The sequence below is a fragment of the Streptomyces sp. NBC_01142 genome (assembly GCF_026341125.1).
Classification (GTDB): Bacteria; Actinomycetota; Actinomycetes; order Streptomycetales; family Streptomycetaceae; genus Streptomyces.
In genome coordinates this window covers 861,698-877,630 of the sequence record NZ_JAPEOR010000001.1, presented here as the reverse complement: position 1 = coordinate 877,630, position 15,933 = coordinate 861,698, and the positions used below count along the sequence as shown (strand labels likewise).

Sequence of the window (15,933 nt, the reverse complement as noted above, 5' to 3'; positions counted from 1 at the left end):
TATGGCTCTCAACACGTCCGCGGAAGCTCCCCTGCCGGTCGGCGAGGTGTCACGGCTCATCGGAGGGTGGATCGACCGGCTCGGGGTCGTCTGGGTGGAGGGGCAGATCACCCAGCTGTCGCGGCGCCCGGGTGCCGGGGTCGTGTTCATGACGCTGCGCGACCCGTCGTACGACATCTCGGTGAGCGTCACCTGCTTCCGGCAGGTCTTCGACGCGGTCGCGGATGTGGTGGCGGAGGGCGCCCGGGTCGTGGTGCACGCCAAGCCGGAGTGGTACGCCCCGCGGGGGCAGCTGTCGCTGCGCGCTGTGGAGATAAGGCCGGTGGGCATCGGTGAACTGCTCGCGCGGCTGGAGCAGTTGAAGCGGACCCTGGGCGCGGAGGGGCTGTTCGCCGTCGAGCGGAAGAAGTCGCTGCCGTTCCTGCCGCACCGGGTGGGGCTGGTGTGCGGGCGGGCGTCGGCGGCCGAACGCGACGTCCTGGAGAACGCGCGGCGGCGATGGCCGGCCGTCCGCTTCGAGGTGCGCAATGTGGCGGTGCAGGGCGTCCATGCAGTGGCCCAGGTCGTCCAGGCGGTCAAGGAGCTGGACGAACTCCCGGACGTGGACGTGATCATCGTGGCGCGCGGCGGGGGCAGCGTGGAGGATCTGCTGCCGTTCTCGGACGAGCAGCTGGTGCGGACAGTGTCCGAGTGCCGTACGCCCGTGGTGTCGGCGATCGGGCACGAGCCGGACGCGCCGCTGCTCGATCTGGTGGCCGACCTGCGGGCGTCGACACCGACGGACGCGGCGAAGAAGGTCGTCCCGGATGTCGGCGAGGAGCTGGACCGGGTGCGGCAGCTGCGGGACCGCGCGCTGCGCACCGTCCAGGGGCTGCTCGACCGGGAGGAGCGCGGGCTGGCCCATGCGCTGGCCCGGCCGGTGATGGAGCACCCGCAGCGGATGGTGGACCAGCGCGAGGCCGAGGTCGACGCGCTGATCGCGCGCAGCCGGCGGGTGCTGGGGCATCTGCTGGACCGCGCGGACTCGGAGCTGGCGCACACCCGGGCGCGTGTGGTCTCGCTGTCGCCGGCGGCGACGCTGGAGCGGGGGTACGCGGTGCTGCAGCGGACCGACGGGGCAGTCGTGCGCTCGCCGGAGGACGTCGCAGAGGGCGACGGTCTGCGGGCGCGGGTCTCGGAGGGTGAGCTGCACGTCGTTGTCGTACCGCGCACATAGGGTGGATCGCATGGCTGCCAAGACGGAAGAGGCTGCGCTCGGTTACGAGCAGGCACGGGACGAGCTGATCGAGGTCGTACGCCGCCTGGAGGCGGGGGGCACGACGCTCGAGGAGTCGCTGGCCCTGTGGGAGCGGGGCGAGGAGCTGGCGAAGGTGTGCCGCCACTGGCTCGAGGGTGCGCGCGCCAGGCTCGATGCGGCGCTGTCCGAGGGCGAGACCGAGTCCGCCGGGCCTGCCGGGGACTGAGCGAGGGCCGAGCGGGTGCCGAGCGGGTGCCGCCGTGCCTGCTCCGCGTCGCCTGCTGTGATCCGGGTCACTGTGCCCGTGTAGTTGAAATTTAATCTACCCGGTTACGGTTGCACCCGTCGTAAAGATCCCCTGCATGTTCCGGAAGGTACGCCCGCATGTCTCTCGTTCTTGACTCCGCCGCCCAGGACCTCCTCTTCCGCGAGGCCCGTACCGCCAACACGTTCACCGACGAGCCGGTGACCGAGGAGCAGGTCCAGGCGATCTACGACCTGATCAAGTTCGGCCCGACCGCCTTCAACCAGAGCCCGCTGCGCGTCGTCCTGGTCCGCTCCCCCGAGGCCCGCGAGCGCCTGGTGTCCCACATGGCCGAGGGCAACCAGCCGAAGACCGCCTCCGCTCCGCTGGTCGCGATCCTCGCCGCCGACAACGAGTTCCACGAGGAGCTCCCGGCCCTGCTCCCGCACTTCCCGCAGGCCAAGGACATCTTCTTCCAGGAGCGTCCGGCCCGTGAGGAGGCCGCCGGTCTCAACGCCGCGCTGCAGGCCGCGTACTTCATCGTCGGCGTCCGCGCCGCCGGCCTGGCCGCCGGCCCGATGACCGGTTTCGACTTCGCGGGCGTCCAGAAGGAATTCCTGGACGACGACCACACCCCGCTGATGGTCATCAACATCGGCAAGCCGGGCGACGACGCCTGGTTCCCGCGCTCCCCGCGCCTGTCGTTCGACGAGGTCATCACGACCGTCTGAGGCACGACCGCCCGAGGCACGGCCGGCTCAGGCACGGGCAGCCCGCAGCAGGCGAGGACAACCGCACGACGGCCCCGGAGCGCACCGCGCTCCGGGGCCGTCGTCGCGTTCACCACCGCGTCCGCCAGGCACCGGCGTCCGGTCCGTGTTCGACCGCTGCGACACGAACACCACGCCACGCGCCGAACGGACCCGGTACAACTGCACAGGATCCGCGTACAACTGCACAGGATCCGCCCGGAACACGCTCGGGCTGTTCGCCGCCGGCTACTTCCGGCGCGCCTCCAGCGCGGCCACCATCTCCGCCAGCCGCTCCGGCGACGCCGTTCCCGTGATCACCGTCGTCGATCCCTTGTCCTCGCGCACCAGGGCGTCGTACTTCGGCCCCTCCCAGCGCTTCCAGGTCTCGCCGGCCACCTGCTGGGTCTTGTCGGTCTCCCGGGCCTCCTGGCTGACCTTCGCAATGTACTTCTCGGGGGGCGCCGTGGACTGCTCGACGGCGACGTACTCGCCGTCCGGGTCCAGGAAGCCCAGATGCCAGGCGTCGTCCTCCGCGCGGCTGTACGAGACCGAGGTCGGCTTCCACTCCTTCGCCAGCCCCTCCGGCGCCGCCACCGGGTACGGCGCCGCGCGCCGCGCCGTCAGCAGCTCCACCCGGTAGTCGACCGCCTTGATGGGGTCTGCCTTGTCATCGTGCGGAATGAACATGTAGACCCCTGCGACGACGGCGCCGATCAACGCCATCGACAGCACCATGTCCCGCACCGTCTGTCTGCCTCGCATACCTGCCACGCCCCCATGGTCGCATCAAGGCGGCGTGCTCAAACGTGGCCCCCTCTGCTCAATTTGTCGACGTACCGATAGAGTCTGACCACCCTCTTCATCCGGCCGTCGTCGTACAGAAAGGTGCGCTCCGATGACCGAGCATCATCTGCCGTCCCAGCTCGAGGTCTCCCCCGAGGCCCCCGACCGCAACCTCGCCCTGGAGCTCGTCCGGGTCACCGAGGCCGCCGCCATGGCCGCGGGCCGGTGGGTCGGCCGCGGCGACAAGATCGGCGCGGACGGAGCGGCCGTCAAGGCCATGCGGACCCTTGTCTCCACCGTCTCGATGAACGGCGTCGTCGTCATCGGCGAGGGCGAGAAGGACGAAGCCCCGATGCTGTTCAACGGCGAGCGCGTCGGCGACGGGACCGGCGCCGAGGTCGACATCGCCGTCGACCCGATCGACGGCACCACGCTCAACGCCAAGGGCATGCCCAACGCGATCGCCGTCCTCGCCGCCGCCGACCGCGGCGCCATGTTCGACCCGTCCGCGGTCTTCTACATGGACAAGCTGGTCACCGGCCCCGAGGCCGCTGACTTCGTGGACATCAACGCACCCGTCTCGGTCAACATCCGCCGGGTCGCCAAGGCCAAGAGGTCCTCGCCCGAGGACGTCACGGTCGTCATCCTGGACCGCCCGCGCCACGAGGGCATCGTCAAGGAGATCCGCGAGACGGGCGCGCGGATCAAGTTCATCACGGACGGCGATGTCGCGGGCTCGGTCATGGCCGTGCGCGAAGGCACCGGCGTCGACATGCTCATGGGCATCGGCGGTACGCCCGAGGGCATCATCTCCGCCTGCGCCATAAAGTGCCTCGGCGGCACCATCCAGGGCAAGCTCTGGCCGAAGGACGACGCCGAGCGGCAGCGCGCCCTCGACGCCGGCCACGACCTGGACCGGGTGCTGCACACCAACGACCTGGTCAGCGGCGACAACGTGTTCTTCGTGGCCACCGGCATCACGGACGGCGAGCTGCTGCGCGGCGTCCACTACCGCGGGGAGACCGCCACCACGTCCTCGCTGGTGATGCGCTCCAAGTCCGGCACGATCCGCCAGATCGACTCGACCCACCGGCTGTCGAAGCTGCGCGCCTACAGCGCCATCGACTTCGACCGCGCGAAGTAGCAACCGGCGGGTCACCGGTTGCGTGTACGGGAAGGGGCGCCCCCATGTGCGGTGGGAGCGCCCCTTCTCGTGCGTACGCGGTCCCGCTCAGGCCGCCGACGCCGGCTTCTTCAGCTCGACCTCGCGCCGCCTGCGCCGGGCCAGCACCACGCGGCGCTCGGCCGCGGTGAGCCCGCCCCACACGCCGTACGGCTCGGGCTGGAGCAGGGCGTGCTCCCGGCATTGGACCATCACGGGGCACCGGGCGCAGACCCGTTTGGCGGCCTCCTCGCGTGACAGCCGGGCTGCCGTTGGCTCCTTGGACGGAGCGAAGAACAGCCCGGCCTCGTCCCGGCGGCACACCGCCTCCGCGTGCCAGGGTCCGGCCTGATCTTCCCGAGCGGGGATTCGCTGGGGAGGAACGGCGGCGACCTGCAAGGACTGATGCGGCAGTTGCAGCACGGTCTACTCCTGACGACGGCTTCGCGAGCGAGAGACGATGCAGCACTCCCTACCCGCTGTACGCACGCCTATGCACTGAGTGGCACTGGCTTCCGGGGTACGGAATTGCGGGCGGGCGCTCGCGGCCGGAAAGCGCTCCGGGGCGGAGCCGTCAGCCGAGGTGTTTGCGCAGGCGGTCGTGGAGATCGGCGATACGGCGGCCCCGTTTGGGCTTGGCCTCGACATTGCCGAAAACCGAATATCCGTTGACGACGACGACGGGGGCCTCCGGGTCGGCGGCCTCGAGGGTGTGGACGTCGAAGTTTCCGAAGACGCCGTTGCCGCTGCCGCGCAGCGAGATGTTCTCCGGGACGCGCACTTCGACATTGCCGAAGATGGCGGTCGCGTTGATCACGGTCAGCCGCTGTTCGAAGAGCGCCTCGGTGAGGTCGATCTCGATATTGCCGAAGAGCGAGAAGGCGTTGGTGCGGCGGCCGACGCGCCAGCGGCCCTTGCGGGTGGAGCTGGAGAAGACGGCGACGAGGTTCTCGGCGGGGCCGGCGGCCTCCTCGGGCCCGTAGGCGTACGAAACGGAGTCCGGCCGCCTGTTCGTCGCGGGCAAGTCCCGTACCAGCGGCTCGAGTTCGCCGACGGTCTTGGCCCGGTAGACGGCATCGATCCGCTCGGAGTGCTCCTCGGCATCGATCCGGCCCTCGGCCAGAGCGTCCCGGAGGATGTCCGCGATGCGGTCACGGTCGGCATCGGAGGCACGGATGACACGGCCGGGCTCCGCGGGGACGACCGGCTTCTGGGAGTGTCCGCGGCCGGAGGCCGCTGAATCATGCTTGTCGAGGTCCACGGATCCAGGGTAGCGAAACGCGATAGATCGCGACCAGGGGTAGGGGCCGGGGTGCGGTGCGCGTCGCGAGCCGGGGCCGCGGCGGAGGCGAGTGAGCCTTACCTCACAACCGGGGGCGGTCCACCGCGTTCTACGCTGGAGGGCGCGCTGCCAATGGACGTCAGCGCAGCTGTCTGCCGAGTGAGGAATGGCCGCGATGCCAGAGTTTCAGTACTCCGATCTGCTCCCGCTGGGAGAGGACACCACGCCGTACCGGCTGGTGACCTCCGAGGGTGTCTCCACCTTCGAGGCCGACGGGCGTACGTTCCTCAAGGTCGAGCCGGAGGCGCTGCGCACGCTCGCCGCCGAGGCCATGCACGACATCTCGCACTATCTGCGCCCCGCTCACCTCGCGCAGCTGCGCCGTATCGTCGACGACCCGGAGGCCTCCTCCAACGACAAGTTCGTCGCGCTCGACCTGCTGAAGAACGCGAACATCGCCGCCGCCGGCGTGCTCCCGATGTGCCAGGACACCGGCACGGCGATCGTGATGGGCAAACGCGGCCAGAACGTCCTGACGCAGGGAGGGGACGAGGAGGCGCTGTCGCGGGGCATCTACGACGCGTACACCAAGCTCAATCTGCGCTACTCGCAGATGGCTCCCCTCACCATGTGGGAGGAGAAGAACACCGGCTCCAACCTCCCCGCCCAGATCGAGCTGTACGCCAACGACGGCGGCGCGTACAAGTTCCTCTTCATGGCGAAGGGCGGCGGCTCGGCCAACAAGTCGTTCCTCTACCAGGAGACCAAGGCGGTCCTCAACGAGGCCTCCATGATGAAGTTCCTGGAGGAGAAGATCCGCTCGCTGGGTACGGCCGCGTGCCCGCCGTACCACCTCGCCATCGTCGTCGGCGGCACGTCCGCCGAGTTCGCGCTGAAGACCGCGAAGTACGCCTCCGCGCACTACCTGGACGAGCTGCCCGCCGAGGGCTCCCCCACCGGCCACGGCTTCCGGGACAAGGAGCTGGAGGAGAAGGTCTTCGAGCTCACGCAGAAGATCGGTATCGGCGCGCAGTTCGGCGGCAAGTACTTCTGCCACGACGTCCGGGTCGTCCGGCTGCCGCGCCACGGCGCCTCGCTGCCCGTCGCGATCGCCGTCTCCTGCTCGGCCGACCGCCAGGCCACCGCGAAGATCACCGCCGAGGGCGTCTTCCTGGAGCAGCTGGAGACCGACCCGGCGCGCTTCCTGCCGGACACGACCGACGAACACCTCGGCGAGTCCGCCGAGGCGGGTGACGTCGTCAGAATCGACCTGAACCGGCCGATGGACGAGATCCTCGCCGAGCTGACCAAGTACCCGGTCAAGACCCGGCTCTCGCTGACCGGCCCGCTGGTCGTGGCCCGCGACATCGCGCACGCCAAGATCAAGGAGCGGCTGGACGCGGGCGAGGAGATGCCGCAGTACCTCAAGGACCACCCGGTCTACTACGCCGGCCCGGCCAAGACCCCCGAGGGCTACGCCTCCGGTTCCTTCGGCCCGACCACGGCGGGCCGCATGGACAGCTATGTCGCGCAGTTCCAGGCGGCGGGCGGCTCCAAGGTCATGCTCGCCAAGGGCAACCGGAGCAACCAGGTCACGGACGCCTGCGGCACGCACGGCGGCTTCTACCTCGGTTCGATCGGCGGCCCCGCGGCCCGGCTCGCGCAGGACTGCATCAAGAAGGTCGAGGTCGTCGAGTACGAGGAGCTCGGCATGGAGGCGGTCTGGAAGATCCAGGTCGAGGACTTCCCGGCCTTCATCGTCGTCGACGACAAGGGCAACGACTTCTTCACGGAGCCGGCGCCGGCTCCGACGTTCACCAGCATTCCGGTCCGCGGTCCCGGCCTGGTCTAGGCACCGCCGCCCCGCACCGCGCCGGCGCACCCGGTCGGGTGACACGGCGGCGCGCACCGGAACGGTCCTGGCCGCCCCGTGCGGGCCCCCACCGAAGGGGCCCGCACGTCCGCTCCGTACCGGTGGTCAGGCGAAGCGCTGGTTCGCGGCGCCGTTGCAGGGCTGGAGCCTCAGCGGCTCCTTCGCCGCCGCGAGGGTCAGACACAGACCCGTCGCCGCCGCCGGGCGGATCGTGCCGGACTGCCGTACGAACTGCTGGTTGGAGCCGCCGTGGCAGTTCCACACGGTGACGGCCGAGCCGGCCGCGTACGTGCCGCCGGGGATGTCCACGCACCGGTCCTGCGTCAGCTCGGTGTGCAGCGACTTGCGGGCGGAGTCGTACCACCAGCCCTGGTTGCGGCCGCCGTGGCAGTCCCAGCCGACGACCTCCGTCCCGTTGCGGCTGACTGCCCCCGTGACGTCTGCGCACGTACCGGTGGCTTCGTTCTTCAGTGGCTTGTACGCGTCGTCCCACGCCCCGGGGAAGAGCACGGGCTTTCCGCTGGAGGCCACATCGGCGCAACTGGCCTCGTTCAGGCCGGAGTTGTAGAGCTGCGTGAGGCAGGAGGCGAAGGCGGCATGGCCGCGGGCATTGGGGTGGAAGGACTGACGGACCGAATTGGAGTCCGGCGGGAAGGGGTGGGAGAGGTCGATGTACAGCCCGCGCGCCCAGGTGTCCTCCATGCAGACCTCATGGCCGTGGAAGAGGCGTGAGTTGTCGAGGTAGACCGCGCCGGTGGACCGGGCGACCTTGCGCATGCCGCGCTCGAAGGCGGGAACGGCGGTGTTGCGGCCCCACACGGTGTCGGAGTCGTAGCCCATCCCGCCGCAGATCAGCTTGCCGGGGAAGTTCGGGTTGTCACGGAAGTCCGAGCCGATGGGGCTCGGGTAGCCCATCACGACCAGCTTGTAGTCGCCCTCGGTGTACCCGGCGTCGCGCATCACGGTACGCAGATCACGTACGGTCTGCTCGACCTTGGGGACCAGACCGTCGACGCGGGCCTGCCAGCCGGGGGCGTACTTGGGCTCGCACGGCCCCTGGAAGGTCACATAGCGGACCACACAGTCGGTCATCACCGGACCGAACTGCAGATCGTCATTGGCGCCGGCCACCAGCAGCACCATCTTGATGCGGGTGTTGCGGGCCTTGATGGCGAGGTTCTCGCTCTGCACGAGCTCGTCGGCGTGCTGCTTCGAGCCGCCGATCCTGATGTTTCCGCTGGACGCGCCCGAGCAGGAGACGTTGTACGTGACGTCCGCGGCGATGCCCGTACGGTGGATCGCGGCGTCGGGCGAGCGGTGACACCAGTTGTCGGGTCCGCTCGTACCCGGTTCGTAGGTGCCGACGCCCTCACCGGAGATCTCGCTGTCGCCCAGCGAGATCAGGCCGGCCTTGCGGTCGGCGAGCGGGCGCTCGGCGGGGCTGCCGTAGAGCTTGACGGCCTCGGCGGCGCGGATCGACTCCAGTGCGGGCGGGAGCGGGACGGATGCGGCGGATGCGGCGGCGGTGCGGCTCTCGTCGGCATGGGCGCTCGTGCTCGTTCCGGCCATCCCGCCAAGTCCCGCCGCCAGTGCGGCGGCGGCCGCGACCGTACAGCGAAGTCTGCGTCTGGTGCCCCTCATTAAGCTCACTGCGCCTCCCCTGTTTGTGGTTACCAGGGGTATTTACTGGCGGGTATCCCACTTGGGAATAGACAGAACAAGACAACTGCTCATCTTTTTTGAGAGGTCGGGGAGCCGGGGTGCCGGGGGCACCGCCCGGACGGACGCAGCGGGGGTTCGGGGGCACCCCCGACCAGGCACAACAGCGGGAGGTACGGCAGCGATGACGGACTCGAGCGAGTACAGGACCGAGCACGACTCCATGGGTGAGGTGCGGGTTCCCGCGCACGCCAAGTGGCGGGCCCAGACCCAGCGGGCCGTGGAGAACTTTCCCCTTTCCGGCCAGCGGCTGGAGCGGGCTCATATCGAGGCCCTGGCCCGGATCAAGGCCGCCGCTGCCCGGGTCAACGCCGAACTGGGCGTACTCGACAAGGACATCGCGGTCGCCATCGCCGACGCGGCCGCCGAGGTCGCCGAGGGCCGCTGGGACGAGCACTTCCCGGTGGACGTCTTCCAGACCGGCTCCGGCACCTCCTCGAACATGAACACCAATGAGGTCATCGCCACCCTGGCCGCCGAGCGACTCGGCCGCGAGGTGCACCCCAACGACCATGTGAACGCCTCCCAGTCGTCCAACGACGTCTTCCCCTCGTCCATCCACATCGCCGCGACGGCGGCCGTGACGGGCGATCTAATTCCGGCGCTGGAGCACCTCGCGGCGTCCCTGGAGCGCAAGTCCGCCGAGTTCGCGGACGTCGTCAAGTCCGGCCGTACGCATCTCATGGACGCCACGCCCGTCACGCTGGGCCAGGAGTTCGGCGGCTACGCCGCGCAGATCGGATACGGCGTCGAACGGCTGCGGGCCTCCCTCCCCCGCCTCGCCGAACTCCCTCTGGGCGGCACGGCGGTGGGCACCGGTATCAACACCCCGCCCGGTTTCGCGGCGGCGGTCATCGCCGAGGTCGCCCGCGCGACCGGGCTGCCGCTGACCGAGGCCCGCGACCACTTCGAGGCGCAGGGCGCGCGCGACGGCCTGGTGGAGACCTCGGGTCAGCTGCGGACGATCGCCGTCTCGCTCACCAAGATCTCCAACGATCTGCGCTGGATGGCTTCGGGCCCGCGCACGGGTCTGGCCGAGATCAACCTGCCCGACCTGCAGCCCGGCTCCTCGATCATGCCCGGCAAGGTCAACCCGGTGATCCCGGAGGCCGTGCTGATGGTGGCGGCCCAGGTGACCGGCAACGACGTCACGGTCGCGACGGCCGGCGCCGCGGGGAACTTCGAGCTGAACGTCATGCTCCCGGTGATGGCCAAAAACCTGCTGGAGTCGGTGAGGCTTCTCGCCAATGCCGCGCGCCTGCTGGCGGACCGCACCGTCGACGGCATCACGGCGAACGTCGAACGGGCCCGCGAGTACGCCGAGTCCTCGCCGTCCGTCGTCACCCCGCTGAACAAGTACATCGGCTACGAGGAGGCGGCGAAGGTCGCCAAGAAGTCGCTCGCCGAGCGGAAGACGATCCGCGAGGTCGTCCTCGAGTCCGGCTATGTGGAGCGTGGAGCGCTGACCCTTCAGCAGCTGGACGAGGCGCTCGACGTGCTGCGTATGACGCATCCGTGACACGGAGTCCGTGACCTGCGTCGCAGCGGGGCGCCGGACGTACTCCTAAGATCTGCGCATGACAGGTACGGAACGCATCCCACGCTGGTCGCCCGGGGACCACATCCTCTGGCGCTATCGCGGCCATGCCCCGGACCCGAACGGCCGGGGCGTCCACATCTGCCGGCCCGTCACCGTCGTGCAGGACACCGACGAACTGCTCGCCGTGTGGATGGCACCGGGCACGGAATGCGTCAAGCCCGTGCTCGCCGACGGCACTCCCGTGCACCAGGAGCCCCTCGCCACCCGTTACACCGCCCCGCGCACCATCGTCCGGGACCGCTGGTTCGGCGCGGGAGTGCTGAAGCTGGCACGGCCCGGACAGCCGTGGTCGGTGTGGCTGTTCTGGGAGCCCGGCTGGCAGTTCCGCAACTGGTACGTCAACCTCGAGGAGCCGCACATCCGGTGGTCCGGCGGCATCGACTCCGTGGACCACTTCCTGGACATCTCGGTCCATCCGGACCGGAGTTGGTGCTGGCTCGACCAGGACGAGTTCGACCAGGCGCAGCGGGTCGGCCTGATGGACGCCGAGCAGGCCGGCCGGGTGCGGGAGGCGGGACTGGCGGCCGTCGAGGTGATCGGGGCCTGGGAGGCGCCGTTCTCGGACGGCTGGGAGCACTGGCGTCCGGACCCGTCGTGGCAGGTTCCGGAGCTGCCCGCGGACTGGGACCGTACGGCCGCGCAGCTGGCCTCCTGAGGGGACGGAACCATGCGAGCACGTCCTCTCCGCCGCTCCGGCGGGCGCCCCTTGGCCGCCCCTCGTGAAGTGACTGATTCCGGTCCGGGAACCCACTCCGGCGCATACGACCTCATGAGACTCTTGATGCGCCCCCCGGGGGCAAACGTAGGATCGTCGTCCGCAAGGCTGCGCAGCATGAGCAACCATTGAGCACAGCGCACGACCTGACCGTAAGTCACCACGAGTCATTTCAAGGGGGTGGAGCCGTGCCGGATGCCTGTCATCCTGTCGGCGCCGCCCGCAGAGCGGGTATACCGCCTCACGAGGCGATTGCATCGCACAACCGGCCCGGACGGACGGAATCCCACGCGTGACGGAGCAGCCCACGTCCCACGAAGGCCGGCAGCCCCTGGCTGCCCGGCCGCAGGAACGCACCCGGCCGCGGGCCGAGGCGCCCGGCGCCCCGACCGTGCCGACGCCCCCTGCGCAGCCGACACCGCCGATCCCGGCAGGTCCGCAGCCGCAGAGTCCGCCGCTGGACCTCGCGGGGACGGCGCGGCGCGAGGGCGACCGGCTGCGTTTCGTGGGGGCCGCGACCCGGCGGATCGCGCGCGGCATCGATCTGGACGAGATCGTCCTCGGGCTGTGCCGCGCCACCGTGCCGACGTTCTCCGACGCGATCCTCGTCTATCTCCGCGACCCCCTGCCGGTCGGCGACGAACGGCCGGTCTCGCCGTTCGTCCTACGGCTGCGCCGTACCGACCGGCTGCGTTTAACCGGTGAGGAAGCCGATCTGGGCAACCCCGTCCCCGTCCCGGTCATCGATGCGCAGACCGATCCCACCCCGGCGGCCGAGCTGTGCGAGGTGCGGTCCGGCGGTGCGCTGTCCGAGGTGCTGCGCGGCGTACGGCCCGTCTTCGGCGACTCCGCCGCGGCCCGGGCCGCCCTGCCCGAGCTGCTCGGCGCCGACCGGGCGGTGCCCAGTGGCCATCGCGCCATACTTGCCCCGCTGCGCGGCCGGCGCCGGGTGATCGGCGCGGCCGTCTTCCTGCGCCGCCCCGACCGGCCCGCCTTCGAGCCCAACGATCTGCTGGTGGCGGCCCAGTTGGCCACGCACACCGCGCTCGGCATAGACAAGGCCGTGCTCTACGGACGCGAGGCGTACATCGCCGACGAGCTGCAGCGCACGATGCTGCCCGATTCGCTGCCGCAGCCGACCGGTGTCCGGCTCGCGTCCCGGTATCTGCCGGCCGCCGAGACCGCCCGCGTCGGCGGCGACTGGTACGACGCGATCCCGCTGCCGGGCAGCCGCGTCGCGCTCGTCGTCGGTGACGTCATGGGGCACTCCATGACGTCCGCCGCGATCATGGGCCAGCTGCGGACGACCGCGCAGACCCTGGCCGGGCTCGATCTGCCGCCCCAGGAGGTCCTGCACCATCTGGACGAGCAGGCCCAGCGGCTCGGCACGGACAGGATGGCGACCTGCCTCTACGCCGTGTACGACCCCGTCTCGCACCGCATCACCATCGCCAACGCGGGCCACCCGCCGCCCATCCTGCTGCATCTGGGCGGGCGGGCCGAAGTACTGCGGGTGCCGCCCGGCGCGCCCATCGGCGTGGGCGGAGTGGACTTCGAGGCGGTGGAACTGGACGCTCCGGCCGGCGCCACCCTCCTCCTCTATACCGACGGTCTGGTCGAGTCCCGGCTCCGTGACGTGTGGACGGGGATCGAGCAGCTGCGGGAGCGCCTCGCCGACACCGCCCAGCTGACCGGACCCGACCACTCGCCGCCGCTGGAGGCACTCTGCGACGACGTGCTGGACATGCTCGGCCCGGGCGACCGGGACGACGACATCGCGCTGCTCGCGGCCCGTTTCGACGGGATCGCGCCGAGCGACGTCGCGTACTGGTTCCTGGAGCCGGAGGATGCCGCCCCGGGCCGGGCCCGCAGGCTGGCCCGCCGGGCGCTCGTCCGCTGGGGTCTGGAGGAGCTGAGCGATTCGGTGGAGCTGCTGGTCAGCGAGGTGGTGACCAATGCGGTGCGGTATGCGGAGCGTCCGGTGACGCTGCGGCTGCTGCGCACGGACGTACTGCGCTGCGAGGTCGGCGACGATTCTCCGCAGCTGCCCCGGCAGCGGCGTGCCCGGGACACGGACGAGGGCGGACGCGGGCTGTTTCTGGTGAACCGGCTGGCCAGACGGTGGGGAGCGACGCGTCTGTCGACCGGGAAGGTGGTCTGGTTCGAGCTGCCTACTCGCGCGTAACGCGGCGAGCCGGACGGGGGCCAGATCTGGACCCCGTCCACATGTTGCCGACGGGGTGTCGGAGGCGTTGACTGGGGCACACGGCCGAAGCGACCACTCTGTCCCACCTTTGTCCGCAGGCGTTTTGGCTCTATTGACGGGAGGGCGCTCGTGACCGAGTCATCCCCCAAGGCTCCGTATACCACCAACAACGCCGGCATCCCTGTGGAGAGCGACGAGCATTCGCTCACCGTGGGCTCCGACGGTCCGATTCTGCTCCAGGACCACTACCTCATCGAGAAGATGGCCCAGTTCAACCGCGAACGGGTCCCCGAGCGAGTGGTGCACGCCAAGGGGTCGGGAGCGTACGGCACCTTCGAAGTAACCAACGACGTAAGCCAGTTCACCAGGGCCGACCTCTTCCAGCCGGGCAGGCGCACCGAGATGCTGGCCCGCTTCTCGACGGTCGCGGGTGAGCAGGGCTCCCCCGACACCTGGCGCGACCCCCGCGGCTTCGCGCTGAAGTTCTACCTCTGATCTTGGCCAGTGCTCCGCCCTTCAGGGCGGGGGTGAAGGCCATCCTTGGGCCGGAGGCGCGGAGCGCCGGAGGGCTCTGTGCCGCCGTGGTGACGGTCAGACGGGGCGCTGCTGGTTCTCGATGTACTGCTTGACAACGGTCAGGGGTGCCCCGCCGCACGATCCGGCGAAGTAGGAACCGGACCAGAAGTGTCCGCCCCACAGGTACCGGCGGACATGGCTGTCGTACTCCTGGCGGAGCCGCCGGGAGCTGACGCCCTTGAGGGAGTTGACCAGCTTGGAAAGCTGCACCTTCGGCGGGTAGTGCACGAGCAGGTGCACGTGGTCCTGTTCGCCGTTGAACTGTTTCAGCTCGGCTTCGAAGTCAGCGCAGACCTCCCGCATGATCTCTTCGGTGCGGGTCAGCATGACGTCGGTGAACGCCTTCCGCCTGTACTTAGTGACGAAAACCAAGTGAACGTGCAGGTTGTAGACAACATGGCGACCGGTTCTGACATCGGGATTAGGGTCCCAGCGTGGTGACATAAGCCAATGCTAGGCTCTCGATCGTGAATCAAGGCACCCTGGTCAAGCGGCAGTTCGGGCACCGTGCCCGGCTTGTGCTGTCGCCTGCCGGGGTGTTGAAGACCGATGACCAGGCCCACGCGGCCCGCACTATGTGGAACCTGCTGCACGCCTGGTGGCAGATGATGCCGAAGGAAAAGCGGACGCTGGCGAGCGCGGACGCCGCGATCCGCCAGGCCCGCGAGGACATCGGCTTTCTCGCCGTCCTGCCCGCGCAGGCCGCGCAAGCGGTGCTCAAGACGTACTTTCAGGCGTGGAAGAACTCCTGGGACGGCCGCGCCGACGCCCCAAACTTCAAGGGCCGCATCCGCACGGTGATGTCCGTGGACGTCCCGCAGGGCCGGGACCTGAACATCGTCCGCGTGCACCGCCGCTGGGGCACGGTCAGCATTCCGAAGGTGGGCCGGGTCCGGTTCCGGTGGACCAAGGACCTGCCCGTGGGCAAGCATGCAGGCGCGGAGAACCGGATCACCGGGGCGCGGCTGATCAAGGACGCGCTCGGCTGGCACATCGCATTCCGCGTCCAGACCTTGGAGACCAAGCCCGAGCCCCACCAAGGGCCGGACATCGGCATCGACGTGGGCGTCACCGTGCCCATTGCCCTCTCAGACGGTGAGACACACGAGCACGGCGAGTGGCTGACCAAGCAGGAGCAGTCCAAGCTTCTGCGGCTGGAGCAGCGCGCCGCCCAGCGCAAGCACACCGCAAGCCCGGCGAGCGCGCCAGCCGCCGTCTGCACCACACCTATGACCAGATCGCAGGAGTCCGCGCGAAAGCCAAGCGTCGGGCCTTGGACTGGCAGCACCAGACCACCACCGCCATTGCCAAGCAGTACGGCACGGTGGTGGTCGAAGCACTCGCCATCACAAACATGGTCAAGTCCGCCAAGGGCACCGTCGAGTTGCCGGGGAAGAACGTCGCCCAGAAATCTGGGCTGAACCGCTCCATCACCGGCGAGGCGTGGGGCCGTACGGTCGCCATGCTGACGTACAAGACCGCTTCGTACGGCGGCACCCTGCACAAGGTCCCGGCCCCGCACACGTCCCGGCGCTGTTCCGCGTGCGGCTTCATCACGCCCGGCAGCCGGGAGGACCAAGCCACGTTCGTATGCAAGAACCCGGACTGCGGATGGTCAGGCAACGCCGACCACAATGCAGCCCGCAACGTCTTGCACCTTTACCGGATGGGCCTCGCGCTCATCCCGGCTGCCGGGAGGGCAGTCGTCAGGCGCGCGAAGCGCGTCAAGCCCGCTGCCGCAAGGTAAGCAGGAATCTCCCGGCTTCAGCCGGGAGAGCACTTCA

13 protein-coding genes and 2 pseudogenes are annotated in these 15,933 nt (G+C 69.7%); 10 read left to right on the top strand and 5 right to left on the bottom strand.

Annotation, left to right across the window (positions count from 1 at the left end):
- The first annotated feature begins 1 nt into the window (after nucleotide 1).
- From xseA to OG883_RS04210, 3 genes are all read left to right on the top strand, one after another.
- Nucleotides 2–1,216, top strand: coding sequence for an exodeoxyribonuclease VII large subunit (xseA, locus tag OG883_RS04220; RefSeq protein ID WP_266535156.1), 1,215 nt, complete (start codon nucleotides 2–4; stop codon nucleotides 1,214–1,216).
- A 10-nt stretch (nucleotides 1,217–1,226) separates the two neighbouring features.
- The gene (locus OG883_RS04215; protein ID WP_266535154.1) at nucleotides 1,227–1,463 is read left to right on the top strand and encodes an exodeoxyribonuclease VII small subunit; all 237 of its coding nucleotides are present in this window, start codon (nucleotides 1,227–1,229) and stop codon (nucleotides 1,461–1,463) included.
- A 158-nt stretch (nucleotides 1,464–1,621) separates the two neighbouring features.
- Nucleotides 1,622–2,212: a malonic semialdehyde reductase gene (locus OG883_RS04210; RefSeq protein ID WP_266535151.1), complete on the top strand. Its 591-nt coding sequence runs from the start codon at nucleotides 1,622–1,624 to the stop codon at nucleotides 2,210–2,212.
- 267 nt (nucleotides 2,213–2,479) lie between these two features.
- Here OG883_RS04210 and OG883_RS04205 read toward each other — a convergent pair whose 3' ends face one another.
- Nucleotides 2,480–3,004, bottom strand: coding sequence for a DUF4245 domain-containing protein (locus OG883_RS04205; protein WP_266535149.1), 525 nt, complete (start codon nucleotides 3,002–3,004; stop codon nucleotides 2,480–2,482).
- A gap of 124 nt (nucleotides 3,005–3,128) precedes the next feature.
- Between OG883_RS04205 and glpX the strand changes: the two genes are divergently transcribed.
- Nucleotides 3,129–4,160: a class II fructose-bisphosphatase gene (glpX, locus tag OG883_RS04200; protein ID WP_266535147.1), complete on the top strand. Its 1,032-nt coding sequence runs from the start codon at nucleotides 3,129–3,131 to the stop codon at nucleotides 4,158–4,160.
- A gap of 87 nt (nucleotides 4,161–4,247) precedes the next feature.
- Here glpX and OG883_RS04195 read toward each other — a convergent pair whose 3' ends face one another.
- Both OG883_RS04195 and OG883_RS04190 read right to left on the bottom strand, forming a co-directional pair.
- Nucleotides 4,248–4,601, bottom strand: a complete 354-nt coding sequence (locus OG883_RS04195; RefSeq protein WP_266535143.1) for a WhiB family transcriptional regulator — start codon at nucleotides 4,599–4,601, stop codon at nucleotides 4,248–4,250.
- A gap of 151 nt (nucleotides 4,602–4,752) precedes the next feature.
- Nucleotides 4,753–5,355, bottom strand: coding sequence for a DUF1707 domain-containing protein (locus OG883_RS04190; RefSeq protein WP_266541214.1), 603 nt, complete (start codon nucleotides 5,353–5,355; stop codon nucleotides 4,753–4,755).
- 280 nt (nucleotides 5,356–5,635) lie between these two features.
- Between OG883_RS04190 and OG883_RS04185 the strand changes: the two genes are divergently transcribed.
- Nucleotides 5,636–7,312, top strand: a complete 1,677-nt coding sequence (locus OG883_RS04185) for a fumarate hydratase (protein ID WP_266535141.1) — start codon at nucleotides 5,636–5,638, stop codon at nucleotides 7,310–7,312.
- Between the two features lie 126 nt (nucleotides 7,313–7,438).
- Here the strand turns inward: OG883_RS04185 and OG883_RS04180 are convergent, their stop codons facing one another.
- Nucleotides 7,439–8,974, bottom strand: coding sequence for a ricin-type beta-trefoil lectin domain protein (locus OG883_RS04180; protein WP_266535138.1), 1,536 nt, complete (start codon nucleotides 8,972–8,974; stop codon nucleotides 7,439–7,441).
- Nucleotides 8,975–9,176: 202 nt separating this feature from the next.
- Between OG883_RS04180 and OG883_RS04175 the strand changes: the two genes are divergently transcribed.
- The 4 genes and pseudogenes from OG883_RS04175 to OG883_RS04160 all read left to right on the top strand — a co-directional run.
- Entirely contained in the window at nucleotides 9,177–10,571 is a 1,395-nt protein-coding gene (locus OG883_RS04175; RefSeq protein ID WP_266535132.1) for an aspartate ammonia-lyase, read from the top strand.
- 58 nt (nucleotides 10,572–10,629) lie between these two features.
- A complete protein-coding gene (locus tag OG883_RS04170) occupies nucleotides 10,630–11,307 on the top strand; it encodes a DUF402 domain-containing protein (protein ID WP_266535127.1) in 678 nt (225 codons plus the stop codon).
- Between the two features lie 352 nt (nucleotides 11,308–11,659).
- Nucleotides 11,660–13,552 carry a SpoIIE family protein phosphatase gene (locus OG883_RS04165; protein ID WP_266535124.1) on the top strand — a complete coding sequence of 631 codons (1,893 nt, stop codon included), beginning with the start codon at nucleotides 11,660–11,662 and terminating at the stop codon, nucleotides 13,550–13,552.
- Nucleotides 13,553–13,702: 150 nt separating this feature from the next.
- Nucleotides 13,703–14,062, top strand: a pseudogene (locus OG883_RS04160) (catalase); the annotation flags it as partial.
- A 102-nt stretch (nucleotides 14,063–14,164) separates the two neighbouring features.
- Here OG883_RS04160 and tnpA read toward each other — a convergent pair.
- Nucleotides 14,165–14,593 carry an IS200/IS605 family transposase gene (gene tnpA, locus OG883_RS04155; protein WP_266535121.1) on the bottom strand — a complete coding sequence of 143 codons (429 nt, stop codon included), beginning with the start codon at nucleotides 14,591–14,593 and terminating at the stop codon, nucleotides 14,165–14,167.
- A 23-nt stretch (nucleotides 14,594–14,616) separates the two neighbouring features.
- Here tnpA and OG883_RS04150 point away from each other — a divergent pair.
- Nucleotides 14,617–15,896 (top strand): annotated as a pseudogene (locus OG883_RS04150) (RNA-guided endonuclease InsQ/TnpB family protein).
- Nucleotides 15,897–15,933 lie beyond the last annotated feature (37 nt).

Coding starts and splice junctions, on each gene's coding strand:
- OG883_RS04185 (WP_266535141.1), top strand. CDS start 5,636: ATGCCAGAGTTTCAGTACTCCGATCTGCTCCCGCTGGGAGAGGACACC.
- OG883_RS04170 (WP_266535127.1), top strand. CDS start 10,630: ATGACAGGTACGGAACGCATCCCACGCTGGTCGCCCGGGGACCACATC.
- OG883_RS04175 (WP_266535132.1), top strand. CDS start 9,177: ATGACGGACTCGAGCGAGTACAGGACCGAGCACGACTCCATGGGTGAG.
- OG883_RS04210 (WP_266535151.1), top strand. CDS start 1,622: ATGTCTCTCGTTCTTGACTCCGCCGCCCAGGACCTCCTCTTCCGCGAG.
- glpX (WP_266535147.1), top strand. CDS start 3,129: ATGACCGAGCATCATCTGCCGTCCCAGCTCGAGGTCTCCCCCGAGGCC.
- tnpA (WP_266535121.1), bottom strand. CDS start 14,593: ATGTCACCACGCTGGGACCCTAATCCCGATGTCAGAACCGGTCGCCAT.
- xseA (WP_266535156.1), top strand. CDS start 2: ATGGCTCTCAACACGTCCGCGGAAGCTCCCCTGCCGGTCGGCGAGGTG.
- OG883_RS04215 (WP_266535154.1), top strand. CDS start 1,227: ATGGCTGCCAAGACGGAAGAGGCTGCGCTCGGTTACGAGCAGGCACGG.
- OG883_RS04180 (WP_266535138.1), bottom strand. CDS start 8,974: ATGAGGGGCACCAGACGCAGACTTCGCTGTACGGTCGCGGCCGCCGCC.